The 23,561-nt window shown below is 68.0% G+C and carries 28 protein-coding genes; 15 read left to right on the top strand and 13 right to left on the bottom strand.

The window, feature by feature from the left end; all coding sequences use genetic code 11:
- Window positions 1-48 precede the first annotated feature (48 nt).
- Complete coding sequence (locus tag NNY25_RS00380) at window positions 49-666, top strand: peptidylprolyl isomerase (protein WP_265569380.1); 618 nt, start codon at window positions 49-51, stop codon at window positions 664-666.
- Window positions 667-680: 14 nt separating this feature from the next.
- Here NNY25_RS00380 and NNY25_RS00375 read toward each other — a convergent pair whose 3' ends face one another.
- The 3 genes from NNY25_RS00375 to coxB all read right to left on the bottom strand — a co-directional run bounded on the left by NNY25_RS00375 (window position 681) and on the right by coxB (window position 4,201).
- On the bottom strand, window positions 681-1,220 hold the full coding sequence (locus tag NNY25_RS00375) for a hypothetical protein (protein WP_265569379.1): 540 nt from the start codon (window positions 1,218-1,220) through the stop codon (window positions 681-683).
- Window positions 1,221-1,397: 177 nt separating this feature from the next.
- The gene (gene ctaD, locus NNY25_RS00370; protein ID WP_265569378.1) at window positions 1,398-3,074 is read right to left on the bottom strand and encodes a cytochrome c oxidase subunit I; all 1,677 of its coding nucleotides are present in this window, start codon (window positions 3,072-3,074) and stop codon (window positions 1,398-1,400) included.
- 20 nt (window positions 3,075-3,094) lie between these two features.
- Window positions 3,095-4,201, bottom strand: a complete 1,107-nt coding sequence (gene coxB / locus NNY25_RS00365; RefSeq protein WP_265569377.1) for a cytochrome c oxidase subunit II — start codon at window positions 4,199-4,201, stop codon at window positions 3,095-3,097.
- Between the two features lie 135 nt (window positions 4,202-4,336).
- On the opposite strand from coxB, the gene pyrE reads away from it, so the two are divergent.
- From pyrE to NNY25_RS00340, 5 genes are read left to right on the top strand one after another with little or no spacing between them, the layout of a single operon-like run.
- On the top strand, window positions 4,337-4,921 hold the full coding sequence (pyrE, locus tag NNY25_RS00360) for an orotate phosphoribosyltransferase (RefSeq protein WP_265569376.1): 585 nt from the start codon (window positions 4,337-4,339) through the stop codon (window positions 4,919-4,921).
- Entirely contained in the window at window positions 4,918-5,661 is a 744-nt protein-coding gene (locus tag NNY25_RS00355; protein WP_265569375.1) for a pyridoxine 5'-phosphate synthase, read from the top strand. Before pyrE ends, NNY25_RS00355 begins: the two co-directional genes overlap by 4 nt.
- The gene (gene acpS / locus NNY25_RS00350) at window positions 5,658-6,059 is read left to right on the top strand and encodes a holo-ACP synthase (RefSeq protein WP_265569374.1); all 402 of its coding nucleotides are present in this window, start codon (window positions 5,658-5,660) and stop codon (window positions 6,057-6,059) included. The genes NNY25_RS00355 and acpS overlap by 4 nt, the downstream gene beginning before the upstream one ends.
- Window positions 6,060-6,070: 11 nt before the next feature.
- Window positions 6,071-6,982 (top strand): signal peptidase I, encoded by a 912-nt coding sequence (lepB, locus tag NNY25_RS00345; RefSeq protein ID WP_265569373.1) that lies wholly within the window; start codon window positions 6,071-6,073, stop codon window positions 6,980-6,982.
- Window positions 6,983-7,009: 27 nt separating this feature from the next.
- Window positions 7,010-8,083, top strand: coding sequence for an AI-2E family transporter (locus tag NNY25_RS00340; RefSeq protein WP_265569372.1), 1,074 nt, complete (start codon window positions 7,010-7,012; stop codon window positions 8,081-8,083).
- On the opposite strand, the gene NNY25_RS00335 is transcribed toward NNY25_RS00340, so the two are convergent.
- Complete coding sequence (locus tag NNY25_RS00335) at window positions 8,084-8,605, bottom strand: FKBP-type peptidyl-prolyl cis-trans isomerase (RefSeq protein ID WP_265569371.1); 522 nt, start codon at window positions 8,603-8,605, stop codon at window positions 8,084-8,086.
- Window positions 8,606-8,644: 39 nt separating this feature from the next.
- Window positions 8,645-8,851, bottom strand: coding sequence for a 30S ribosomal protein S21 (gene rpsU, locus NNY25_RS00330; RefSeq protein ID WP_265569370.1), 207 nt, complete (start codon window positions 8,849-8,851; stop codon window positions 8,645-8,647).
- Between the two features lie 302 nt (window positions 8,852-9,153).
- On the opposite strand from rpsU, the gene NNY25_RS00325 reads away from it, so the two are divergent.
- A complete protein-coding gene (locus NNY25_RS00325) occupies window positions 9,154-9,798 on the top strand; it encodes a murein L,D-transpeptidase catalytic domain family protein (protein WP_265569369.1) in 645 nt (214 codons plus the stop codon).
- A gap of 76 nt (window positions 9,799-9,874) precedes the next feature.
- Here the strand turns inward: NNY25_RS00325 and NNY25_RS00320 are convergent, their stop codons facing one another.
- Complete coding sequence (locus NNY25_RS00320; RefSeq protein WP_265569368.1) at window positions 9,875-11,257, bottom strand: L,D-transpeptidase family protein; 1,383 nt, start codon at window positions 11,255-11,257, stop codon at window positions 9,875-9,877.
- 167 nt (window positions 11,258-11,424) lie between these two features.
- Here NNY25_RS00320 and NNY25_RS00315 point away from each other — a divergent pair, with 167 nt between their 5' ends.
- Window positions 11,425-11,733, top strand: coding sequence for a PilZ domain-containing protein (locus NNY25_RS00315; protein ID WP_265569367.1), 309 nt, complete (start codon window positions 11,425-11,427; stop codon window positions 11,731-11,733).
- A 5-nt stretch (window positions 11,734-11,738) separates the two neighbouring features.
- Window positions 11,739-12,062 (top strand): PilZ domain-containing protein, encoded by a 324-nt coding sequence (locus NNY25_RS00310; RefSeq protein ID WP_265569366.1) that lies wholly within the window; start codon window positions 11,739-11,741, stop codon window positions 12,060-12,062.
- A 4-nt stretch (window positions 12,063-12,066) separates the two neighbouring features.
- On the opposite strand, the gene NNY25_RS00305 is transcribed toward NNY25_RS00310, so the two are convergent.
- Window positions 12,067-12,696, bottom strand: coding sequence for an arylesterase (locus NNY25_RS00305; protein WP_265569365.1), 630 nt, complete (start codon window positions 12,694-12,696; stop codon window positions 12,067-12,069).
- Window positions 12,697-12,749: 53 nt separating this feature from the next.
- Here NNY25_RS00305 and NNY25_RS00300 point away from each other — a divergent pair, with 53 nt between their 5' ends.
- The 3 genes from NNY25_RS00300 to NNY25_RS00290 all read left to right on the top strand — a co-directional run bounded on the left by NNY25_RS00300 (window position 12,750) and on the right by NNY25_RS00290 (window position 16,221).
- Window positions 12,750-13,415 (top strand): ABC transporter ATP-binding protein, encoded by a 666-nt coding sequence (locus tag NNY25_RS00300; protein WP_265569364.1) that lies wholly within the window; start codon window positions 12,750-12,752, stop codon window positions 13,413-13,415.
- Window positions 13,412-15,889, top strand: coding sequence for an ABC transporter permease (locus NNY25_RS00295; protein ID WP_265569363.1), 2,478 nt, complete (start codon window positions 13,412-13,414; stop codon window positions 15,887-15,889). The genes NNY25_RS00300 and NNY25_RS00295 overlap by 4 nt, the downstream gene beginning before the upstream one ends.
- A gap of 71 nt (window positions 15,890-15,960) precedes the next feature.
- On the top strand, window positions 15,961-16,221 hold the full coding sequence (locus NNY25_RS00290) for a hypothetical protein (protein ID WP_265569362.1): 261 nt from the start codon (window positions 15,961-15,963) through the stop codon (window positions 16,219-16,221).
- Here NNY25_RS00290 and NNY25_RS00285 read toward each other — a convergent pair.
- Window positions 16,218-17,105, bottom strand: coding sequence for a peptidylprolyl isomerase (locus NNY25_RS00285; RefSeq protein WP_265569361.1), 888 nt, complete (start codon window positions 17,103-17,105; stop codon window positions 16,218-16,220). The two genes, NNY25_RS00290 and NNY25_RS00285, sit on opposite strands and share 4 nt — an antisense overlap.
- Before the next feature lie 80 nt (window positions 17,106-17,185).
- Here NNY25_RS00285 and purT point away from each other — a divergent pair, with 80 nt between their 5' ends.
- The 3 genes from purT to NNY25_RS00270 are packed head-to-tail and all read left to right on the top strand — an operon-like array spanning window position 17,186 to window position 18,949.
- On the top strand, window positions 17,186-18,361 hold the full coding sequence (purT, locus tag NNY25_RS00280) for a formate-dependent phosphoribosylglycinamide formyltransferase (protein ID WP_265569360.1): 1,176 nt from the start codon (window positions 17,186-17,188) through the stop codon (window positions 18,359-18,361).
- Window positions 18,362-18,392: 31 nt separating this feature from the next.
- A complete protein-coding gene (locus NNY25_RS00275) occupies window positions 18,393-18,560 on the top strand; it encodes a hypothetical protein (protein ID WP_265569359.1) in 168 nt (55 codons plus the stop codon).
- Complete coding sequence (locus NNY25_RS00270; RefSeq protein ID WP_265569358.1) at window positions 18,542-18,949, top strand: hypothetical protein; 408 nt, start codon at window positions 18,542-18,544, stop codon at window positions 18,947-18,949. Before NNY25_RS00275 ends, NNY25_RS00270 begins: the two co-directional genes overlap by 19 nt.
- A 1-nt stretch (window position 18,950) precedes the next feature.
- Here the strand turns inward: NNY25_RS00270 and NNY25_RS00265 are convergent, their stop codons facing one another.
- The 5 genes from NNY25_RS00265 to NNY25_RS00245 all read right to left on the bottom strand — a co-directional run bounded on the left by NNY25_RS00265 (window position 18,951) and on the right by NNY25_RS00245 (window position 23,527).
- Window positions 18,951-19,214 carry a hypothetical protein gene (locus NNY25_RS00265; protein ID WP_265569357.1) on the bottom strand — a complete coding sequence of 88 codons (264 nt, stop codon included), beginning with the start codon at window positions 19,212-19,214 and terminating at the stop codon, window positions 18,951-18,953.
- A gap of 50 nt (window positions 19,215-19,264) precedes the next feature.
- Window positions 19,265-19,687, bottom strand: coding sequence for a lasso peptide biosynthesis B2 protein (locus NNY25_RS00260; protein WP_265569356.1), 423 nt, complete (start codon window positions 19,685-19,687; stop codon window positions 19,265-19,267).
- The gene (locus tag NNY25_RS00255; RefSeq protein WP_265569355.1) at window positions 19,684-21,468 is read right to left on the bottom strand and encodes an asparagine synthase-related protein; all 1,785 of its coding nucleotides are present in this window, start codon (window positions 21,466-21,468) and stop codon (window positions 19,684-19,686) included. Before NNY25_RS00255 ends, NNY25_RS00260 begins: the two co-directional genes overlap by 4 nt.
- A 122-nt stretch (window positions 21,469-21,590) precedes the next feature.
- Complete coding sequence (locus tag NNY25_RS00250) at window positions 21,591-23,240, bottom strand: ATP-binding cassette domain-containing protein (RefSeq protein WP_265569354.1); 1,650 nt, start codon at window positions 23,238-23,240, stop codon at window positions 21,591-21,593.
- Complete coding sequence (locus NNY25_RS00245) at window positions 23,237-23,527, bottom strand: PqqD family protein (protein ID WP_265569353.1); 291 nt, start codon at window positions 23,525-23,527, stop codon at window positions 23,237-23,239. Before NNY25_RS00245 ends, NNY25_RS00250 begins: the two co-directional genes overlap by 4 nt.
- Window positions 23,528-23,561 lie beyond the last annotated feature (34 nt).

Here is a 23,561-nt window from a genome sequence, read left to right as displayed (position 1 = left end):
GAAAAGCTTCACCTTGGGGCAAGGCTCTTGCCGCTATAGGCTCGGCCCATGACGATCCGAATCACGACGCTTTTCGCGGCCGCCCTGGCCCTGTACGCCCCCGCCTTCGCGCAGGTGGCCGCGCCGCTGCCGGTCGAGACGGCGGAGGCCGAGACCGAGCTGGTCAGGGTGCGGCTGGTGACCACCGCGGGCGACATCGTGCTCGCGCTCGACCGGGGCCGCGCGCCGATCACCACCGCCAACCTCCTCGCTTATATCGACAAGGGTTTTCTCGACGGGCAGAATTTCTACCGCGTGATGCCGTTCGGCGAGGGCGGGATCGTCCAGGGCGGGGTGCGCGACGGCAACAAGCTGCTGCCCCCCATCGCCCACGAACCGACCGGCGAGACGGGCATCCTCCACACGCGCGGCACCGTCTCGATGGCCCATGGCGGTCCGGGGACCGCGCGCAACGACTTCTTCATCCTCACCACCGACATCCCCGGCTTCGACGCCGACGAAGGCAAGCCCGGCTATGCCGCGTTCGGCCATGTGGTCGAGGGCATGGACGTGGTCGAGGCGATCGCGGCGATGCCGGTCGACCCGGACGCGGGCGACGGCGCGCTCAAGGGCCAACTCCTCGCCGAGCCGGTCACCATCGAGCGCGCCGAGCGGGTCGAGGACTAGCCCCGCGCCGCCGATCAGGCGTCGCGCGCCGCGTGGTGGTAGGCCGCTGCCGAGGCGGCGAACAGCAACGTCCACATCGCGGCGATCCGGATCATATACTCTTCCTGCGCGGCGAAGATCACGCCGAGAACGACCACTCCGAGCGCGGCCAGCGCCATCACCAGCCGCATCCGGTCGGCGCGAAAACGCGACGCCACCGCCCCGACCAGCACCGCGCCGAGCAGGCCGAAGAAGGCGAGGCTTCCGGGGGTGTCGGGTTCGCCCACCACGCCGACCGCGAGGTTGGCCCACAGCAGCGTGAACCAGCCGAACAGCCCGACGATCGCGCCGATGATCGCGGACCAGCGGTCGTCGACCCGCAGCATCCGGTCGAACAGGTGCGCAGTCCCGCCGAGCAGCACCGCAGCGATAGCGAAATCGGACAGCGTCCAGTTGACCTCGTCGCTGACCTGCATCCCGACCAGCGGGACCAGCAGAAGTAGTGCCGCGCCCGCATAGGCGAGCATGGAAAGCTTGCGACCGTTGGGCCCGTGCTTGTTCGAAAGGTCGTTCATTGGTGTCGCTCCGTCAGTTTTTCATGCTGCCGGTGTGGGCGAGACCGAAATGAAAGCCATGAGCGGAAGATGAGCAAGTGGTGAAAAGTGGCGTTTCACGGGGGCATCCGCATTTCTCGAACAAGAAAAAGGCCGCCCCACAGGGACGGCCTTTCCTTGTTCTCGGTGCTTCGAAGACTAGTCGATCTTCGGGAGCGTTTCGAACTGGTGGTAGGGCGGCGGGCTCGAGAGGGTCCACTCGAGCGTCGTCGCGCCTTCGCCCCATTCGTTGTCGGGGGCGGGCTTGCCGGCCATCAGCGACCAGATGACGTTCACGAAGAAGATCACCATGCCCGCGGCCATGACTTCGTAGCCCAGCGTCGAGAGCGCGTTCCAGTCGGCATAGGCCGCCGGATAGTCCGGAATGCGGCGCGGCATGCCGTCGAGGCCGAGGAAGTGCTGCGGGAAGAAGATCATGTTCACGCCCGCGAACATGATGAAGAAGTGCAGCTTGCCGAGCAGCTCGTTGTAGCGCTTGCCCGTCATTTTCCCGAACCAGTAGTAGAAGCCCGCGAACAGCGCGAAGACGGCGCCGAGCGAGAGCACGTAGTGGAAGTGCGCGACCACGTAATAGGTGTCGTGCATGTAGTTATCGACACCGCCGTTCGCGAGCACGACGCCGGTGACGCCGCCCACGGTGAACAGGAAGATGAAGCCGATCGCCCACAGCATCGGGGTCTGGAAGCTGATCGAGCCGCCCCACATGGTGGCGATCCACGAGAAGATCTTCACGCCGGTCGGGACCGCGATGATCATCGTCGCGGCGGTGAAGTACATCTTGGTGTCGACGTCCATGCCGGTGGTGAACATGTGGTGCGCCCACACGACGAAGCCGACCACGCCGATCGCGACCATCGCGTAGGCCATGCCGAGATAGCCGAAGACGGGCTTGCGGCTGAAGGTGGCGATGACCTGGCTGACGATGCCGAACGCCGGCAGGATCATGATGTACACTTCGGGGTGGCCGAAGAACCAGAACAGGTGCTGGTAGAGCACCGGATCACCGCCGCCGGCCGCGTCGAAGAAGCTGGTGCCGAAGTTGCGGTCGGTCAGCAGCATGGTGATCGCGCCCGCCAGCACCGGCAGCGCCAGCAGCAGCAGGAAGGCGGTCACCAGCACCGACCAGACGAACAGCGGCATCTTGTGCAGCGTCATGCCCGGAGCGCGCATGTTGAAGATGGTGGTGATGAAGTTGATCGCGCCGAGGATCGAGGCGGCACCGGCAAGGTGCAGCGAGAAGATCGCAAGGTCGACCGAGGGGCCGGTCGAGCCGCTGGTCGACAGCGGCGCGTAGACCGTCCAGCCGGTTCCCGCACCGGTCCCGGTGCCGCCCGACACGAAGGCCGAAGCCATCAGCAGGGTGAAACCCGCGACGGTCAGCCAGAACGAGATGTTGTTCATGCGCGGGAAGGCCATGTCGGGCGCCCCGATCATGAGCGGCACGAACCAGTTGCCGAACCCGCCGATGAGGGCCGGCATGACCATGAAGAAGACCATGATCAGGCCGTGCGCGGTGATCAGCACGTTCCAGTGATGGAGCGCCTGGTCGAAGGTGGCGTCGGCGCCCGCGCCGAACGGCCAGCTTCCGGTCAGGATCTGGATGCCCGGCTCGGCCAGCTCGGCGCGCATGATGCCCGAGATCGCGCCGCCGATGATGCCGGCGCAGATCGCGAAGATCAGGTAGAGCGTGCCGATGTCCTTGTGGTTGGTCGACATGAACCAGCGGGCGAAGAAGCCCGGCTTGTGGTCGGCGTCATGATGCGCGTGCGCGTCGTCGTGCGACTGGAGCGGCAGCGTGTCTGCGGTGGTTGCCATGGTCTCTTTCTCGCTTCCGCTTAGTTGGCCGCAGGGGCTTCGTTGGGCTGGGCTTCGGCCGGCGTTGCGGCCGCCGCTGCGTCCGCGTCCGCGGTGGCGGCGGGTTCGGCGGCAGCTTCGGCTTCGGCGCCCTTCATCGAGCCGCCCTTGCTGGCGACCCAGGCGGCGAATTTCTCTTCCGGAACGACTTCGACCGCGATCGGCATGTAGCCGTGGCGCGCGCCGCACAGTTCGGAGCACATGCCGAAATAGACGCCCGGACGATCGACCTTAACCCAGGTCTCGTTGATGCGGCCGGGGACCGCGTCCATCTTGGTCCAGAAGGCCGGCACCGCGAACGAGTGGATCACGTCATTCGAGGTGACGAGGAATTTGACGACCTTGCCGGCCGGGATGACGACGCGCTCGTCGACCGCCAGCAGCGCGGGGCCATCGGCATCGGTGCGGAAACGTTCGCCTGCAGCGACCTCGTCCTCTTCCTTGAGCAGGTTCGAGACGAGCTCGATCCCGTTGTCCGGATACTCGTAGGTCCAGTACCACTGGTTGCCGATCACCTTGACGGTCACGTCGGCGGGCGGCGGGCTGTATTGCGCCTTGATCAGGGAGATCGACGGCACCGCGATGACCACGAGGATGATGACCGGGACGACCGTCCAGACGACCTCGATCAGCGTGTTGTGGCTGGTGCGGCTCGGCTCGGGATTGGCGCCGCGGCGGAAGCGCAGCATCGCGTAGGCGAGCAGGCCAAGCACGAACACCGAGATGACCACGCACAGGACGAGCAACCAGTTGTCGTGGAAGTCCGCGGCCTGCTGGCCGAGGTCGGTGACCTGCTCCTGGATGCCCTTGCGCCCGTCGGGCACGCCGATCTCGGCTTCGGGAAGCGCGGAATCGAATGCGGTCGCCTCGGTCGAGGTCGCCGCCAGGCCGGCATCGCCGAGGACCGCTTCGGTCTCCGCGATCTCGGTTTCGAGCTCGGTGCGCTCGCCGGCGCCGGCCGGAAGGCCCGTTTCGCTTGCCATCGCTGCCGGTGCCATCGTCATGGCGGCCAGCGCGACTACCCATCCCATCAGTTTCATCGTCACCCCGGTGGTGTAGTTGAACCGCAAGGGCCGCGCGATACGCACGTGAGCCCTATGATTGGCGCGCCTTATAGGGAGGTGCCCCTAGATGCTCAAGCGCTGGTTCGGCCCTTTGTCGACGCTTTCTTTACGACGGCCCTCGCGCGCCCTATGCGAAGCGCGAGAAATGAAAGGAGCGACATGACCCGCGACGAGATTCTGGCGGAATTCCGCGAAGCGGAGGCCTTGCTCGAAGGGCATTTCATTCTTTCCTCGGGGCTGCGCAGCCCGCGCTACCTGCAGTGCGCGCGCGTCCTGATGGACCCCAAGCGCGCCGCACGGCTGGCCGAGGCGCTGGCGGCCGAATTGCCGGAGTCGCTGCGCGAAGCCATCGACGTCGTCGTCTCGCCCGCGATGGGGGGTGTCATCATCGGCCATGAAATGGGCCGCGCGCTGGGCAAGGAGGCGATGTTCCTCGAGCGTCCCGACGGCGTGTTCCATTTCCGCCGCGGATTTGCGCTTCGTCCCGGCGCCAGGGTGCTGATGGTCGAGGACGTGGTCACGACCGGCCTGTCGAGCCGCGAGGCGATCGAGGCGGTGCGCGAGGCGGGCGGCGAGGTGATCGGCGAAGCCGCGCTGGTCGACCGCTCGAACGGCAGCGCGGACCTCGGCGTGCCCTTCACGGCGCTGATCGCGCTCGATGTCCCGACTTACGCGCCTGACGCATTGCCGCCGGAACTCGAGGCGATCGAAGCGATCAAGCCGGGGAGCCGCGCTTCGGCATGACCTCTCGGCTTCGCCTGGGGGTCAATATCGACCACGTGGCGACCGTGCGGAATGCGCGCGGCGGGGATCACCCCGATCCCGTCCGCGCGGCCGAGATCGTGGCAGCCGTGGGCGGCGACGGCATCACCGCACACTTGCGCGAGGACCGCCGCCATATCCGCGACGCCGACCTGCGCCGGATCCAGGACGCGACCGACCTGCCATTGAACCTCGAGATGGCGGCGACCGAGGAGATGCTCGCCATCGCGCTGCGCCACCAGCCTCACGCGGCCTGCATCGTTCCCGAGAAGCGCGAGGAGCGCACCACCGAGGGCGGGCTCGACGCGGCGGGGCAGCACAATCATTTGAAGCCCTTCGTCGACCGGCTGAACGAAGCGGGCATCCGCACCAGCTTGTTCATCGAGGCGAGCGAGCGGCAACTCGATGCCGCGCTCAGGCTCGGCGCGCCCGTGGTCGAATTCCACACGGGCGAATATGCCCACGCCTTCCTCGACGGCGACGGCGAGAAGCTGGCGGCGGAGTTGAAGCGCATCACCGACATGGCCGCGCTCGCCGCCAAGAACGGCATCGAGCCGCATGCGGGGCACGGCCTTACCTACGAGAACGTCCAGCCGATCGCGGCCATCCCGCAGATCGCCGAACTCAATATCGGCCATTACCTCGTCGGCGAGGCGATTTTCGTCGGGCTGGAAAACAGCGTGCGTAGGATGCGCGAGCTGATGGACGAGGCGCGCGGATGATCGTCGGGCTGGGCAGCGACCTGTGCAATATCGAGCGGATCCAGGCCTCGCTCGACCGCTTTGGCGACCGCTTCCTCCAGCGAAGCTTCACCGAGATCGAGCGCGCCAAGGCGCAAAAGCGCCCCTTCACCATGGCCGGCACGCTCGCCAAGCGCTTCGCCGCCAAGGAGGCCTTTTCCAAGGCGGTCGGCACCGGGTTCAAGCGCGGCGTTTACATGAAGGATATCGGCGTGGTGAACGCGCCGTCGGGCGCGCCGACGCTGGCGCTGACCGGCGGCGCGAAGGCGCGGCTTGACGAACTTACCCCGCACGGCCACGCCATCGACATTCACCTGACGCTCACCGACGACCATCCATGGGCGCAGGCCTTCGTTATCCTTTACGCAAGACCGCTTTGACCCAGCCTGCCATGACAAACCCGACGAACAAGCGCCGAAAGCCCTCGCTGCGCGGCGGTGCCAGCGCCCTCTGGTCCGAGACCAAGGCGATGCTGTGGGTGCTCTTGGGCGTGCTGGTCTTTCACAGCTTCGTCGCCAAGCCGTTCTATATTCCCTCGGAATCGATGATGCCGGCGCTGCTCGAGGGCGACCGGCTGGTGGTGAGCAAGTATCCCTACGGATACAGCTACGTCTCGCCGACCATTCCCAACCCGGCCGCGATCGCGCGCAACATCGTGGGCAGCGGGCCGGCCGAGCCGTGGAACATCACGCTGCCGGAAAGCGAAGGCCGCCTGTTCGGCTCGCTGCCGGAGCGCGGCGATATCGTCATCGTCACCCCGCCCGGGCGCAGCGAGGACTATATCAAGCGCGTGATCGGGCTGCCCGGCGACACGATCGCGGTCACCAATGGCCGCCTGGTGATCAATGGCGAGGCGGTCCATGCCGAGCGGCGTCCCGCAGCGATGATCCCGGTCGATGCCAACGCGCCGTGCGGCCTGTTCGAATTTCCCGGGCACCGCGTGCGCGGCAAGGACGGCGCGCTCTACTGCCGCCTGCCGATCATCCGCGAGACGCTTCCCAACGGGGTCAGCTACGACACGATCGATCTCGGCCGCTCGCCCGGCGACGAGTTCGCGCCCGTCACGGTGCCCGAGGGGCACGTCTTCCTGATGGGCGACAATCGCGACAAGTCGTCCGACAGCCGCTTCAGCCTCGAGGAGCGCGGGCTGGGCGGGCCGGTGCCGGTCGCGAATATCGGCGGGCGCGCCGAAATCATTACCTTCTCCCTCGACGGGACGGCGTCGCTCAATCCGGCGACGTGGGGACAAAGCTTGCGCGACGGACGATCCTTCGTCAGCCTGCGCTCCGAGCCTGCAGAGTAGGGCGGAACGAGGAACAAGGGGGCCCCGATGACCGACGAAAGCATGACCCGGGGCCCGACCGAGATCGACGATCCCCGGCTGCGTTTCGAGGTCCGCAAGGCCGCCATCTGGATCGGCATGGTGCTGCTCGCTGCCGGGGTCGTCGTGCTGGCGGGGCCATTGCTCCTGATCGTGGGAGGTCTGGTCTTCGCGGTGCTGCTCGATGGCGGCACGCGTCTCCTGGGTCGCGTGCTTCCGATCGCGCGGGGCTGGCGCCTTGCCATCATCGTGCTGAGCTTCTTCGCCTTCCTCGGCTGGACGTTCTGGTATGCGGGCACCGCGCTCGCGACCCAGTTCACCGACCTTCGCGATACCGTGATCGAACAGGTCAACCGCCTGCTCGAATGGGCCGCCGCGAGCGGTCTGGTACCGGAAGCGAGCTTCTCCAACATCTCGGGGCAGCTGGTCGGTTCGCTCGGCAAGGTGACCAGCCTGCTAGGCACCGCGGTCGGCGCGTTCGCGTCGGGGCTGATGATCCTCGTCATCGGCATCTTCATCGCCGCCGAACCGCGCCTCTACGACCGCGGGGTCGCCTGGATGCTGCCACGGTCCAGCCGCCAGAGCTTCTTCGAAATTTCGGACCGGGTCGGCTATTCGCTGCGCCGCCTGCTCGCGGGTCGCCTCGTGGGCATGGTGTTCGAAGGCGTGTTCACCTACATCATGCTGCTGCTGGGCGGGGTGCCGCTCGCGGCGCTGCTCGGCCTCCTGACGGGCCTGCTCGCCTTCATCCCCAATATCGGCGCGATCATCTCGGGCATCCTGATGGTCGCGGTCGGATTCTCGGCCGGGACGGGCGAGGGGTTGTGGGCGATCTTCGTCTATTTCTTCGTGCAGAATGTCGACGGCTATCTGGTGATCCCGATGATCGCCAAGAAGACGGTCGACCTCGCGCCCGCGCTGGTTCTTGCGATGCAGCTCATCATGGGCGCGCTGTTCGGCTTCCTCGGCCTGCTGCTGGCAGACCCGATCGTCGCCTCGATCAAGGCGGCGCTGGAAGAATATGCGAAGGAAAAGCGCGAGGCCGAGGAAGGCGAAACCGCCCCGCAGGGCGGCAGCGGCTAGCTATTCGGCGGGAGGCGCCTGCGGCGCGGGAGCGCCCTGCTGCTGGCCGAGCATCAGCGCCGCGTCACGCACGATCGATTCAATCGAGACGTCGAATTCGAGGTCCGCGCCCGGCGGGATCGGCGCACCCGGAGGCGGGCTGTCGCCATAGGCCAGCTCGGACGGGATGATGACGCGGTAGCTACCGCCTTCGCGCATCAGCTGGAGCGCTTCGGAAAAGCCCGGCACCACCTGGCTCGGCAGCATCGGGACCGCGCGGCCCCCGCTCGAATCGAAGGTCGTGCCGTCGAGCAGGCGACCCTCGTAGGACACGAAAGCCCCGTCGGTGATCCGGATCGGATCGCCGGTGCCCTCGACCATGGTGCGGATCTTGAGCCCGCTGGCGGTCGTCTCGCCCTTGAGGGGCGAGGTCGCGCACCAGGCGATCGCCACGCCCGCCAGAACGAGCGCGGCAATGGCCAGCCACAGTTTCAGGACCGATCCCTTGGCGATCGGACGAAGAGGTACCTGGCTGACCGACATGAACTGATCCCTGGTCTTGAAGGGACGAAAAAGGGTGGCTTAGCGGCCACCCTCGCGTTCGACGCGCTTGCGCTCGAGCTTACGAGCACGACGGACGGCGGCGGCCTTTTCGCGCGCACGCTTTTCCGACGGCTTCTCGTAGTGACGACGCAGCTTCATTTCGCGATAGACGCCTTCACGCTGCAGCTTCTTTTTCAGCGCGCGCAGCGCCTGGTCGACATTATTGTCGCGAACGATGATCTGCATAAATGCCGTTCAACTCCTTTCGGATGAGGAAATGGGCGCGAATCGGCAACACCCGTTCCTATATGCAAGAATCGCCGCCGAACCCTCTGGCTCGCCGGAAGAGGCGCCCCGTTAGCAGTGACCTCACACAAGTTCAAGGGTTTGGGCCCCTGTTCCGAAAATGAATCGCGGTTACGACGGTTCGAGCCGGCGCTGCGACGAATCGCATCCGTCATCATCCAACGTTAAGCTGTTTGGTGTTAGAAAAACCCTTCATCGGGAGGGGTTTAATGGAATTTGATCGTCGGGGGATGGTGCGTGCAATGGCCGCTGGCGCGGGTGGCGTGATGGTCGCCGGACCCGCCATGGCACAGGCCGATCCGTTCCAGTTCAGGCAGACGCCGCAAGGCTCGATGGTCGCGCCGGGCGGCGCGCCGCTCGTGCGGTCGCCCTCGGGCGTCGACTCCCGTCTCGTCGAACGCGCCCGCGCGGCGCTCGACCGCCACGCCTCGCGCGTGCGCCACCGCGACGCGGTCGGTATCGTCGATTTCTCGAAGCGCTCGGACACGCCGCGTTTTCACCTCGTCAACATGACGACCGGTCAGGTCGAGAGTTTCCTGACCACCCACGGGCGCGGCTCGGATCGCGGCCACACGGGCTATCTGCAGGATTTCTCGAACCGCGTCGGCAGCAACGCGACCTCGCAGGGCGCCTACGTCACCGCCAGCCAGTATCACGGCAAGTACGGCCTCTCGATGAAGCTGCAGGGGCTCGACTTCACCAATTCCAACGCCTTCGCGCGGGCCATCGTGATGCACCCGGCCTGGTACGCGGAAAAGGACATGATCGCCAAGCATGGCAAGCTGGGCCGCTCGGAAGGCTGCTTCGCCTTCGGGAGCCGCGACCACTGGCTGCTGATGAACCGGCTGGGCGACGGGCGACTGATCTACGCCGACAAGCTCGCCTGATCACGATCTTGCCCCCATCGAAAAGGGCCGGCCCCGCGAGGGACCGGCCCTTTTTTCGTGGGCGGGCGCGAGGGGCCTAGAGGCCGCCCTCGATCGCTTCCGCGATGTCGGCCAGGCGCTCCTCGCTCGCCTCGGCGCGGGTCATCGTCCCGGCCTTGTCGTCGAGCGCGGCCAGCACCGGCTTGTCGCGCGAGTAGATGTCCTTGTACTCCACGATCGTCCCGTCGGGCTTCGCCGCCGCGCTCATGTAGACGATGTAGACCGGCAGCGGCTTGACGAAATTGGCCTGCAGGCGCTCGCCCGAATTGACCACCTCGACCGTCTTGTCGGTCGTCCAGTCGCCCCCGTCTTCCTCGAGCAGCATGGTCGCCAGCTTGAGGATGTTCTCGGTGCGGATGCAGCCGTGGCTGTAGGCGCGCGCCTTGGTATCGAACAGGCCGCGCGCATTGGTGTCGTGCAGGTAGATGAGGTGCGGGTTGGTCATCACGAACTTGACCCGCCCGAGAGCGTTCGACGGACCCGGCGGCTGGCGCCAGTAGAGCACGGTGCCGTCGTCGTTCTTGACCGCCTCGTAACCGGCCTTGCCGCGCACTTCGGGTTCGATCGACTTGGGCACGTTCCAGTACGGGTTCCAGATGACGCCGGTGGCCTCCGCCATCAGCTGCGGAGTCGGCGTCTTGACCGCGCCCGCGACCGCACGGTGGCGCGAGCGGGTCTCGCCGTCCTCGACCAGCGCCGCGGTATAGGCCGGGACGTTGACGATGATGTAGCGGTTGCCGAGATCGCGCGGCAGCCAGCGCCAGCGGTCGAGGTTGAGGCGGATCTTGTCGAGCGTCGCGGCATCGGCCTTGTCGGTCGAGGCGAGCGCGTGCTTGAGCGCGGCATATTGGGGGTGCGTCGGCGCGAGCGAGGCGAGCGTGCCCGCGATGTCGTTGGCGGCGAGCGCCTGGACGAGCAGCGGACGCTGCGCGGCGACGTCGAGATCGTGGTCGACGATGTGCCAGTCGCGGCGCGCGTCGCCGCGCGCATGGCCCAGGGCCATGTCGGACGCGACGCGGTAAAAGCGGTCGGTCGCTGCCTTGGCCAGTTCCAGCGGATTGCCCGCCGCAAGCGTCGCGCGAAGGCCGGCCGGGTCGTAGTCGGCGGGCGCAAGGCCTTCCGCGCCGATCGCCTCGATGAAGGAGAGCAGCGCCTCGGCCTGGTGGACTTGCCACATGGGCGGGCCCGGATCGACCGCGACGACGGGGGTCTCGTTGCCCTGCGCATCGGGCGAACCCTCGACGCCGACGACGGCGCCGCGCTTCACTTTTTCGTCAGGGGGAGCCTGGCCGGGTGCGACGTGCGCATCGGCCTGTGCCTGCGGGGCAGGGACCGCCGCTTGCGGGGCCGCGAAAACCGCGCCTGCAGGGAGAATCAGGCCTGCCGTTGCCAGCAGGGTCTTGGAAATGCGCTTTTTCACTGTCGACACCTTGTATCCCGAAAGATTTACCCGCCGGCGCACCGGCACCATGGCTCCCGCATGGCATGGTCAAACCATACACAGGCTGAATAGGGTGAAAAAGTCCCGCCAACCAATAATTAAGCAAGTGTGGCCATAAAGGCATCAGGACCAGGATGGAGGATGGGGTGACTAACAAGTCCCTGCTCGATGGCGGCATGATCCCGCGCACCGTGAAACGCGTGTTCGACCAGCGTATCGAGGTGCGCGAGGAAACGCAGTCGCAGACCGCGGTGCTGACCATTCGCGGCAAGTCCCACGTGGTCCGCCTGTGCAACATCTCCCCCTCCGGCGCGATGGTCGCCTACAGGGGTGTTCCGCACATTGGCGAACAGATTACGCTGCAATTACTCGACCATGGCGAACAAGTCGCCTATGTGCGCTGGGTGCGGGATGGCCGCATCGGGGTGAATTTTGCCGCGCCCCTGTCGGAATAAGCGGCATGGAGATGAATTTTTCGATGATCAAGGCGCGCATTGCCGAAGCCGACAACGTGTCCGACCGTCGCCGTTCCGAGCGGGTATCGATCGAGGTGGACGCGCACGTGCGCGAGATGGGCAACGAGGGGTGCGAAGCCCGCATCCTCAACATTTCCGAACACGGGTTCATGGCCGAAGTCGTCGCGGGCGACTTCGAGGTGGGCACGCGCGTGTGGCTGATCCTGCCGGGTCGCGAACGCGCAAGTGCGGTGGTCAAGTGGACCGCCGGCGGCAAGATGGGCTGCGAATTCGCCGAGCCCGTCAGCCTCGACCAGCTGTCGGCCTGATCTCCTAGCGCCCGAGGGCTTCGAGCACCTGCGGGCGGATCCCGGTCACGATTACCTTGATGCCGGCGAAGGTCGGGTGGATTCCGTCCGCCTGGACCATGCCCGGCACGGCCGTCACCCCTTCCATGAAGAAGGGGTAGAGAGCGACGCCGTGGCGCTTCGCCAGCGCGGGGTAGAGCGCGTCGAACGCGACCACATAGTCGGGGTCGAGATTGGGCGCCGCGCGCATGCCCGCCAACAGGACCGGGATGTCGCGCCGCGCGAGTTCTTCCAGCATCGCGTCGAGATTGGCTTCGGTCAGCGCCGGGTCGACCACGCGCAGCATGTCGTTGCCGCCCAGTTCGAGAACGAGGAGGTCGGGCTTTTCCTCGAGCCCGTCGAGGAACCAGCCGAGCCGCGCGCGCCCGCCGCTGGTCGTCTCGCCCGAGACGCCGCCGTCGACGACGGTCGCGGCTACGCCCTGGCGGCGCAGCGCGTCCTCGAGTTGCGGCGCGAAGCCGAGCCCGGCGGGGAGGTTGTAGCCCGCGGTCAGGCTGTCGCCGAACGCGACGACGACAGGTCGTTCGTCGCTCGCGAGCGCGGGGCTGGCAGAAAACAGGAAGACGGCGAGGGCGAGGCGCGCGAGACAGGTCATGCGGACCTTGTGCCGCCATTGTGCCTTCCCATCAATCACCCTAGCTCTCCCTCATGACCCTGATCGCCATGACCGACATCCGCCTGACCCTCGGCAAGGGGGCGGCGCGTACCGAGATCCTCAAGGGGATAGACCTCACGCTGGACGAAGGCGAGCATCTCGCCATCCTCGGTCCGTCCGGCTCGGGCAAGTCGTCGCTGATGGCGGTGATGGCCGGGCTCGAACGGCCTTCGGGCGGCCGGGTCGAACTGCTCGGGCGCGACCTTGGCGAGCTTGGCGAGGACGCGCTCGCCAAGCTGCGCGGGCGCGAGGTGGGGATCATCCTCCAGTCCTTCCAGTTGCTCCCGACCATGACCGCGCTCGAAAATGTCGCGGTGCCGATGGAGCTTGCCGGCGAACGCGATGCGCGCGATCGCGCGGCCGAGGAACTCGAACGCGTCGGGCTGGGCCACCGGCTCACCCATTACCCCGCGCAACTGTCGGGCGGCGAGCAACAGCGCGTCGCCATCGCCCGCGCCACCGTGCCGCGCCCGCGCCTGCTGCTTGCCGACGAGCCGACCGGCAATCTCGACGGCAAGACCGGCAGCGGGATCATCGACCTGATGTTCGAGCGCGCCGAGGCGGCCGGCTCGGGGCTTGTCGTGATCACCCATGACCCCGCGCTGGCCGAACGCTGCGACCGCATCGTGCGACTGCGCGACGGGAAGGTCGACGGGTGAGCGCGCGCCGCCTTGCCATGCGCGACCTGCGCGGCGGGCTGGGCGGGCTCGGCCTCCTGTTCGCCTGTCTCGCGCTGTCGGTGGCGGGGCTGGCGGCAGTGCTCAGCCTGGTCAGCTCGATGGAGCGTTCGATCGAGGCCAATTCGCGCTCGATCCTGGGCGGCGATCTCCTCTTCTCCGTCGCCAACCGCGAGGCGAGCGAAGACGAACTCGCCGCGATGCGCGAGGCGGGGACGGTCAGCCACATGGTCGAGACGCGCTCGATGCTGGTGAAGCCCGACGGCGGCACGATGCTGGTGGAGATGCGCAGCATCGACGCCAACTGGCCGCTCGCGGGCGACGTCGCGTTCAACGGGACGAGACCGCGCGGTGCAGGCGAGATCGCCGTCGACCCGCTGATCGCCGACCGGCTCGACCTTGAACCGGGCGACAAGGTCCGGCTCGGCTTTGCCGATCTCACCGTCGCCGCGATCATCGCCGACATGCCGCAAGGCGGCGGATTCAACCTCGCCCCGCCCGCGCTGGTGACGCCCGAGGCAATGGACGCGACGCGGCTGATCCAGCCCGGCAGCATTCTCACCCATGAATATCGCCTGCTTCTTCCTGCCGGCACATCGCCTATCGCGGTGCGCGAGGCGTTCGTCGAACGGTTCGCCGACGCGGGCTGGCGCATCCTGTCGCGCGAGGAAGCGGCGGGCGGCGTGCAGCGGTTCGTCGCGATTGCCGGCGACATGCTGCTGCTCGTCGCGATCGCCGCCCTCGGGATCGGGGCGCTCGGCATCGTCAGCGCGGCGCGCGCCTTTGCCGCTAGTCGCCGCCCGACGGTGGCGCGGCTCAAGCTGGTCGGCGCGGCGCGTCCCGTGATCGCGCGGATGCTCGGGTTCGAGCTTGCGCTGGTGGCGCTGGCGGCGCTGGTGCCGGGACTGCTGCTGGGGGCGGCGGCGCCGACCCTGGTCGGGCGCGCGCTCGAGGACCAGCTTCCGATCATGCCCGACCCGGGGCCGCACTGGGACGCGCTGGGCCTTGCCGCCGCGGTCGTCCTCCTCGCCATGGTCGCAGCCTCGTGGCGTCCGCTGGCGCAGGCGCTTGCCACGCGGCCCGCAGTCCTGCTGCGCGACACGCTCGACGAGACGCCGCGTGCGCGCTGGCGCGGCTGGGGCGTGCCGGTCCTCGCCTTCCTGGGCGTGGTCGCGTTGGTCGCGCTGGGCGCCAGCGACCCGATGCTCGCGCTTGCCGCGGTCGGCACCCTGAGCGCGCTCGGCCTGTTTTTCGCGCTGTTCGGCTGGCTGTTACGGCTGGCCGCGCGCGGCTTGCGTCATCGCGGCGGACCCGTCGCGCGCCTTGGGATCGCAGCGCTCGACCGCCCGGGCAACGCCACCGTCAGGCTGACCGTCGCGCTCGGGCTCGGGCTCAGCCTGCTGGTAGCGCTGGCAGGGACGGGACAGAGCCTGCTCCGGGAAATCGACCAGTCGATCCCGGCCCGCGCCCCGGCGGTGTTCCTGCTCGACATTCCCTCCGACGCCGGCTCGACGTTCCGCGAAACGCTGGCCGACGAGCTGCCCGGCGCGACCTACGAACTGGTGCCCTCGTTGCGTGGGCCGGTGGTCGAGGTCAACGGCCAGTCGGTCGACGAGATGGACGAGATTCCCGAGGGAGCGTGGATCCTGCGCGGCGATCGCGGGCTGACCTTCCTTGCCGACCTACCCGACGGAAACGAAGTGGTCGCGGGCCAATGGTGGCCTTCGGATTACGCGGGCGACCCGCTCATCAGCCTGGACGTCGATGCGGCAGAGGCGCTCGGACTCGAGGTGGGCGACACGCTGACCATCGCCATTCTCGGTCGCCCGGTGACCGCCAGGATTGCCTCGCTGAGGACGATCGACTGGCGCAGTTTCGGGTTCAATTTCGCGATCATCTTCGCACCGGGCACGCTCGAGGCGGTCCCGCATACGCAGATGGCGACCGTGACCGACGCCAAGGCGCGCGACACGCGCGGGTTCGAGCGCGCGCTGGTCGGCAAGCTGCCGATGGTCAGCGCGATCCGCGTCAACGACATCGTCGCCGAGGTCCGCTCGATCCTCCTCTCGCTCGATGCGGCGGTCCGCATCGCGACCGTTCTCGCCATTGTGATGGGGGTGGTGGTGCTGGCGGGCGCGGTGGTCGCGACCCGGCGCGAGCGCGCACGCGACCTCGTCCTGCTGCGGCTCGTCGGAGCTAGCCGCGGACAGGTCTCGGCAACGCAGCTGATCGAATTTCTTGCCCTCTCGATCGGCGCGGCGGCGCTCGCCCTGGGAGCCGGCATCCTCGCCAGCTGGGCGGTCATCACGCAGGTCTTCGAGATCGAATTCGCGCCCGACTGGCCGCTGCTGGTGGCGCTCGGACCGGGGGCCGTGATCATCGCGGTAGGCGCCGCTCTGGTCGCGGCGTGGCCCGCCATTTCTGCCCGTCCCGCCGCCGCGCTTCGGACCGTCTGAGCCGTTCCCGCTTCGGGACAGATGCAACCCGAACGGGGTTAATTCGTTCAAAACGGTCGAAAGGACGAGTTATGAAGAGCATCCCGACCCTTGGCGACCTGCAGATGCGGCATGATCCCGCGGCGCGCGGCTACCACGCCGTCTACCGCGAGCATGAAGTCAATCACTGCCCCGGCTGTGGCCGTACTCAGTGGATCATCGGCAGGTTCTCGGCCGAATGCGCCTTCTGCTCGACCGCGCTCCCGCTCGCCGAGGCGAGCATGATGACGCACGCGCGTCCCGCGGTCGTCCAGCACAAGAACGGAACGGGCGAATCCGCCTGGGCGGCCTAGTCCTCGATCTTTCCGACCGGGACCCTCACCGAACAGATATCGGCGCCCGACGTGCCGCGTCCGTAGTGGACGTTGTGGCGCGTGAGGTAGACATATTCCGCAAAGCTCGGCGAGCCTTCGGGCATCATCCGATAGCGCGTGCGCTCGCCCTCGGGCAGGTCGGCCATGACCGTGACGCGGCCGATCGGCACTTGGCGCTGGCCTTCGGCATAGACGCCCATCCGGTCGGTGCCTCGCGGTAGCGCCGAGAGGTTTTCCATGCCGTCGATCACGCGTCCGACTAGCGCATAGTTGCGGTCGAGGCGGCGCGCGGGCGTTCCGATGATCGCGAACAGTTCCGAGCCCGACCCGGTGTCGGGATCCGCGCCCCGCGCGACGCCGACGTAGCCGTAGCAATAAGTCGGCGACACGCTGCCATCGACATGGACCGCGACGGGCCAGCCGTTCTCGAACCCGGCCATCGCCGAGAAACTGTCCGACGAGCCGAGCGGGGTGATGTCGGTTTTCGAGAGGGGCCGCGAGTAGTCGGCGGGCGGGGCCTCGATCGCGCCTTCGGGCAGCGGCTTGTCTTCTTCCTCATAGGCCGGGTTGCCGCCGACGCCCCACTGGGTGACCCAGTTGTCGACCACGCGGTATACGGTCGCGCCGTCCCAGTAGCCGGAGCGCGCGAAGGTGCGCACGTTGGCGACGTGGCTCGGCGCGAACGCGGGCGCGAGCTGGATCACGACGCGCTTGCCGTCCACATCCATCACGACGAGGTCTTCCGGAGAAATTTCCTGCCACGCGCTGTCGGGGGCTTCCATGACCGGATCGGCGGGCGTGCGCGGCGGCGGCGTGTCCTGGACGGCAAGCGAAGCGGCAAGAGCGATGAACGAAAGCGGCATGACGGAAGACCCCCTGTTGATGCTTGGCGCCCACCATGGCGGCTTGCGGGCCGAGCGCAAGGGGGGCTAGGCAACTGGCCATGCATATCGCCACGCTGATGCTGCTCGGGTCGGGCGAACTGGGCCGCGAATTCGCCATTGCCGCCAAGCGCCTCGGCGCGAAGGTGATCGCCTGCGACCGCTACGAAGGCGCGCCCGCAATGCAGGTCGCCGACGCCCACGAGACCTTCTCGATGCTCGACGGGGCCGCGCTGCGCGCCGCGGTCGAGAAGCATCGCCCCAACGTGATCGTGCCCGAGATCGAGGCGATCGACACCGACACCTTGGTCGCACTCGAGGAAGAGGGCTGGCGCGTCGCGCCGACCGCCAATGCCGCGCGCATGACCATGAACCGCGACAATATCCGTAGCCTTGCTGCCGACGAGCTGGGGCTCGAGACGTCGAAATTCCGCTTCGCCGAGAGCGAGGAGGAAGCGGTCGCGGCCGCCGCGCATACCGGCTTTCCGTGCGTGGTGAAGCCCGTCATGTCCTCGTCGGGCAAGGGGCAGAGCACGGCCACGGACGAGGGCGAATTGCGCAAGGCTTGGGCCTATGCGGTCGCCAACATGCGCGGCGACCGTCCACGCGTCATCGTCGAGGAATTCATCCGCTTCGACAGCGAGATCACGCTGCTGACCGTCGCGACGAAGGACGGCGTATTGTTCTGCGATCCCATCGGCCACGTACAGGAAGGTGGCGACTATCGTTCGAGCTGGCAGCCTTCCGCGATCAGCGCGGCGGCGCTGTCGTCGGCGCAGGCGCAGGCCGAGAAGGTCGTCGGCGCGCTCGGCGGGCACGGCATTTTCGGGGTCGAATTCTTCATCGCGGGCGACCGCGCCATCTTTTCCGAACTGTCACCGCGCCCGCACGACACCGGCATGGTCACGCTGATCGGCCAGTCGCCCAACGAGTTCGAACTGCACGTGCGCGCGATCCTCGGCCTGCCCATCCCCGCGATCGTGCGGCCGGCAGGCGGATCGGCGAGCGCGGTCATCCTGGCAAGCGAGGAAAGCACCCACTTCGCGTTCGAGGGACTGGGCGACGCGTTGGCCTTGGGGAGCGCCGGGGCCCCCGTCGACGTGCGCCTGTTCTCCAAGCCCGACACGCGGCCCGGTCGCCGGATGGGGATCGCGCTGGCGCTGGCGCAGAGTGCGGACGAGGCGCGCGCGCTCGCCGAGAAGGCAGCCGCCTGCGTGCGCGTGGTCACCGGCAAGTGAACCAAATGGCCGCTGGCGCATTGCTCTCTCGATGACCCGCGAAGAATTCAGGCACTGCAAGCCCGCCGACCTTCGGGCGATGGCCGCCGATACGGACGACCCGGTGATCCGCGACGCGCTCACCAGTCTCGCCGAATTCGTCGAGCAGGAAGAGTTGTCCAAGCGAGGGAAGATCGAGCGATGGCGCGACTTGCACTAGCGGCGCTGGCGATCGCCGCGCCCTTCGCGCTTTGCGCCTGCGGCGATACGTCCACCACCAACGATACGCCGATCGAGGTGCGCAGCGAGGCGCAGGACAAGTTGTCCGAACTCTCGGCGATGAACCGTGACATCGCGATGCGCCGCGCCATCACCGGCGCGGGTTTCCGCTGCCAGCGCGTGACGCGCTCTGGCTATGTCACCGACTATGAAAACCTGATGATGTGGACCGCCTCGTGCGACGACGGGCGCGACTGGGCGGTGTTCATCGGGGCCGACGACACCGCACAGATTCGCGAATGCAAGGATGTGGTGGAAGCGGGCCTGCCCGCGTGCGAGATCACCGCACACGACAGCACGGCGGAAGTCGCCGAGCCGCCAATCGACTAGATCAGTCGGGGTCGCAGGTGCGGGTGATCTTGATCTCCCCGCTCGCGGTCTTTTCCTTGACCTCGGAGCAGTTGCCCTGGCGACGCTCCTCGCGCCAGCTGCCGTCCGCGTTGACGGTGCGCTTTGCCTTGGGAACGCGCTTGCCGTCGATGATCTCGTAATCGAACCCCTTGGGGGTCGAACGCGCCTGTGCGTAGGCCGACGTCGCGCCCAGCACCGCAAGGCTCGTCACGCCGATCGCCAGAAGGGTCTTCTTCGTCATCATGGCTTGAATCCTCGCATAGGGAGGGTGAACGGTCGATGAAGCGATTGCGTTCAATTTTCCCGGCTTTGCGGCGCTTCTGCATGCGGGAATTGCGCCAGTTCGACGAATTCGCCAGCTTGTTCGCACCCGACGACCGGCACCGTGCCCGAGGTCACCCAGACATGCGCCACCGGTCCTTCGCCGCGCCCCGCCGCGCCGTAGTGAAGCCGCGAGGCAAGCCCGCGGCGCCTCAGCCAGCGCTCGGCGGCCAGGCCTTGCTCGAAGCACAAGGTGCGCCACGGCAGACGGCGGTTCCAGGCCTTGAGCGCACGTTCGAGCATCACCGCGTCGTGGGGTGCGACCTGCGGAAGGTTCGCAGGCGCGTCGCGACCCGACACGATCGCTTCGAACGATCTGAGGCGCAGCGCGAGGCTGGCCGCGACGAGGTCGCCGAACGTCTCGGCGAGGAGCAGGGGGCCGGGACGCTTGCTCATTCCTCGACCCAGCGGACGAAGGCTATCGCGACCAATGCGCGCATCTGATGCGAGGCCGCGACCGAGCCGAAGCTCGTGTCTTCGCGCGGCCATCGCGCGATTCCTTCGCCCAGGGCGTCGAGGTCGATCAGGCGTGGAAGCCAGCGGTGCGCGCGGGCGTAGGCGACGAGCGCGGCGTAGGTATCGCGCTCCGCCTTCATCGCGGCGCGCCAGTTGGCTCCCTGCACCGCGCGAACGTCGCCGCGACGGATGGCGTCGGGAACGCGCTTCGAGAGCATCGCCTTGGCAAGTCGCCGCCGTTCGCTTCCCGTTCGGAAGATGCGGGTCGGCAGGCGCAGCGTGAATTCGACCAGTTCGACATCGGCGAACGGGTCGCGCAGCCGCACGCCATGGCGCGCTTTGTGGGCGCGAAGGATGCTCGCCTGGTCGAGGTCGAGATAAAAGTCCTCGAGCCTGCGCCGGGGCTGCCAGCTGCGATCGGCAGGGTCGTCGACGAACAGGCCGCGCTCGAGGAACGGGGCGAGTGCCTGGTCGGCGAACGCGCCGGGACGCACGAAACGCGGGGTCGAAAGGCGCCAGGCGGCAGCGCCGCCGAGGCGGCGCCGCACCGCGCGCGGCAGGGCTTCGAGCGCATTGCCTCGAATGCCTCCCGCCAGGGCGGCAGCGCCGGACCAGTCGCGATCCGAGATCATCCCGGCAAGCGCCTTGGGCGGGTCCCAGCTGACACCGTAATTGCCACACAGGCCTTCGATCATAACGGCCGCACCGTCCGCCCGCGCGGCTGAAAGCGTCGCGTCGATCCAGCCGAGATTCGATGGGTTGAAGAGCGGGCGTTCGACGTCGTCGAAACATGCCACGGCGAGCGCCAGGCCGCTCGGCGGCGCGCCGGCACGGACGTGCGGGACGCCGGCCGCCGCCGCCGCTTCGGCCGCGAGACGGGTTTCGTCGAACAGCATGGCGGGCGGGCATTCGACCGGCCCGTCGGGCGCGCCGGTGATCGCGACCGAGGGGAGCACGCCGCGCGCTGCCATGCGGTCGAGCAGCAGGTTGCTGTCGAGCCCGGCCGACAGCTGGATCGCGGTGCGCCCGTGCGCCATGCCGCCGATCGCGCGGTCGAGCAGCCGGGTCGCTTCGCCCGCCGCCTCCTCGAGCCCGATCGACAGGCGCGAGAGGTCGGGGCGCCACCAGCGGCGACGTTCGATCCGGTCGGGCGCGCGCGCCTCGATCCACTCGCCCGCAAGCACGCGGTCGACGCCGGCAAAATGGCTGCGCGCGCCGCGCTCGGGGAGGGTGAGGAGGAATTGGGCGAGGCGCACCGGGTCGGCTTCGGGGCGCTCGCCGGCCAGCGCCCGAGCCGAGGGGCCGAAGTGCAATCCGTCGCGGCGTCTCAGGAAAAGCGGTCGGCGTCCGAGGGCATCGCGGGCGATGATCAGGCGCTCGCCGTCCCACAGGGCAATGGCGAATTCGCCGCGCAACGCCGCGAACATCGCACTGCCCCGCCCGCGCCACAACGCCAGGACGAGTGTCGCGTCATCGGTATCGGGAGGAAGGTCCAGTTCGCTCGCGAGCGCGTCGCGGTTGTCGAGGTCGGCATCTAGCCAGCACCAGCGACCGCCCGCGCTGGAGGCGCCGGATGGCGGCGTGGGAGCGTTGCCTGGCTCCCAGCAACCGATGGGCGCGGTCAGCTTTTTCCCTTGGTGGAATTGCCTTCCTGAAAGGGCGATCCCCCGGGCATGCGCGCGTTCTTCGCGTCCATGATGCGCAGGCGCGGCGTCGACCACGGCTTCCTCCGCTGTTCCCGAGCTGACACTGATCCCCTCCGAGCATCGCCGCCTACGCCGGCGCTTGGCTTTTATTAATTCGGAGGGTTGAATCTGTCCATAATGGACTAGGTTTGCGAGATTTAACCCAGTTCGGTGCGACCCCGCTGCAACGCGACGACGCGATCGGCAAGCGCACGGGCTTGGGGGCGATGGCTGACAAAGAGAACCGACAGGTCGGGCGCATAGGCGCGCAGCCTGTCGAGCATTTGCTTTTCGGCGGCCAGATCGAGCGCCGAGGTGGCCTCGTCGAGGATCAGGAGGCGGGGGTGGCGCAAGAGCGCGCGGGCGATCGCGACGCGCTGCCGCTCGCCGCCCGACAGGCGCGCGCCGCCTTCGCCGAGCATCGTGCCGAGCCCGTCGGGAAGGCGCTGGAGCAGCGCTTCGAGGCCGGTGACAGCAGCCGCCTTGCCTGGATCGCCGCCGAGATTGTCGGCGAGGCTGGCCGCGAACAGCACTTCGTCCTGCCCGGCATAGGCGAGGCCTTCGCGCCAGCCGTCGAGCGTCGCGAGGTCGATTGGCTCGCCGTCGAGCCGGATCGTGCCGCCATCGGGAGCGATCAACCCGGCGACGAGATCGACCAGCATCGTCTTGCCCGCCCCCGACACCCCTTCGAGCGCGACCCATTCTCCGCGCGCGAGCGAGAGGTCGAGCGGGCCGAGCGTGAAGCCGTCGTCTGCCTCGTGGGTGACGCGGTCGAAGTCGAGGCGCGACCAGTCGCGCGGGGGCACGGAGCGTGTCGCGGATGGCACCGCACTGCCCGCCTGGGCGGCGATGGGTGCGAAGGCGGGGCCGAATGCGGCCATGCCCTGGAGCGCCTGAACGAGTTGCTGGGCGGGACCGCTCAGCCGCGCGAACAGGACGAGGAGGGGAACGAGGATGGCAAGGTCGAGATCGAGCCACAGCAGGCCTGCGAGGATCAGGACGACCGCGGCGGTCGCGGCGACCAGCGCCATGATGGCACGCGCGCCCGCACGGCCTGCCTCGAGCGCGATTTCTTCGCCCGCGAGACGCTTCGCGCTGGCGGCGTAGCGGTCGAGGAAGCGCAGGACGGCGCCTTCGGCGAGCGCGCTCTTGAGGCTGGCGTAGAGACGGAAACCCTCTTCGCTGCTGTCGGCGGCAGCCTCGCCGAGCGACAGGCCGCGGCGCTGGCCCGCGCGCACCCACGGCCAGGCGAGGAGGATGCCGACCAGCATCAGCCCGCCCGCGACCAGCGTCAGCGCGGGGGAAAGGTAAAGCGCCACGAGGCCCTGCACCGCGATCATCACGGCCACGACTGCAGCCTGAAGCGCGTAGTGGAGCGCGACGATTGCGCGCGGCGTGTCGACCAGCATCCTGCGCTGGAGGCGTGCCTGGCCGAGCCTGCTTGCCAAACGCCAGCCCTGCGCGGCGACGCCCGACAGGAGGCGCAGCTTGAGCCCCTGTTCGTAGGCGGTGACGGCGCGCACGCGCAGCCGGTCTCGCGCGTAGAGGATCGCCGAGCGCAGCCCCATGGCGGCGAGGAAGAAAAATGCGGCGACGAACAGCGCGCGCTCGGGCGCGTCGAAAAATTTGGGCGCGAATGGCATCCAGGTCGGGGGCGGCGCCTCGCCTGCGGCGAGCGCGACGAGGGGCACGAGGAGGAGGATGCCGAGCCCTTCCACCAGCGCACCTGCGAGCAGCAGTGCGAACAGCAGCGGCGCAGCGCGGGTGCGCGCGAGAAAATCGGCGAGAAGCTCCCTCACGTCTTTCATGGCACGAGGTCGAGCAAACCCGCTTCGACCAGCTCGGCGACGAAAGGGAAGACGTCGGCGCGTGCCTCGTCCGGGGTCGCGTCATAGTCCTCGACCAGCTTCTCGATCAGCGTGGCGAGCGTGATCGGCTGCGCGGCAAGGCGCCAGATGTCGGTCCCGACCCGGTCGAGTCCGAGGCAGGTGCCGCGCTTGACGTCGAGTGCAAGCAGCTCGCCATCGATTTCCCCGCTGGGCAGGGTCTTTCGCTGGACGATGCGGCTGGTGTCGTCGAGGAGCGGCGCGGACATGACCCAAGGGGCTAGCCTCCTTGCGGGCGGCGGT

The organism is Sphingomicrobium nitratireducens, assembly GCF_026157035.1.
In the GTDB taxonomy this organism is placed as follows: domain Bacteria; phylum Pseudomonadota; class Alphaproteobacteria; order Sphingomonadales; family Sphingomonadaceae; genus Sphingomicrobium; species Sphingomicrobium nitratireducens.
Note: the sequence above shows the minus strand (reverse complement) of the source record. Positions and strands in the feature narration are given on the sequence as shown.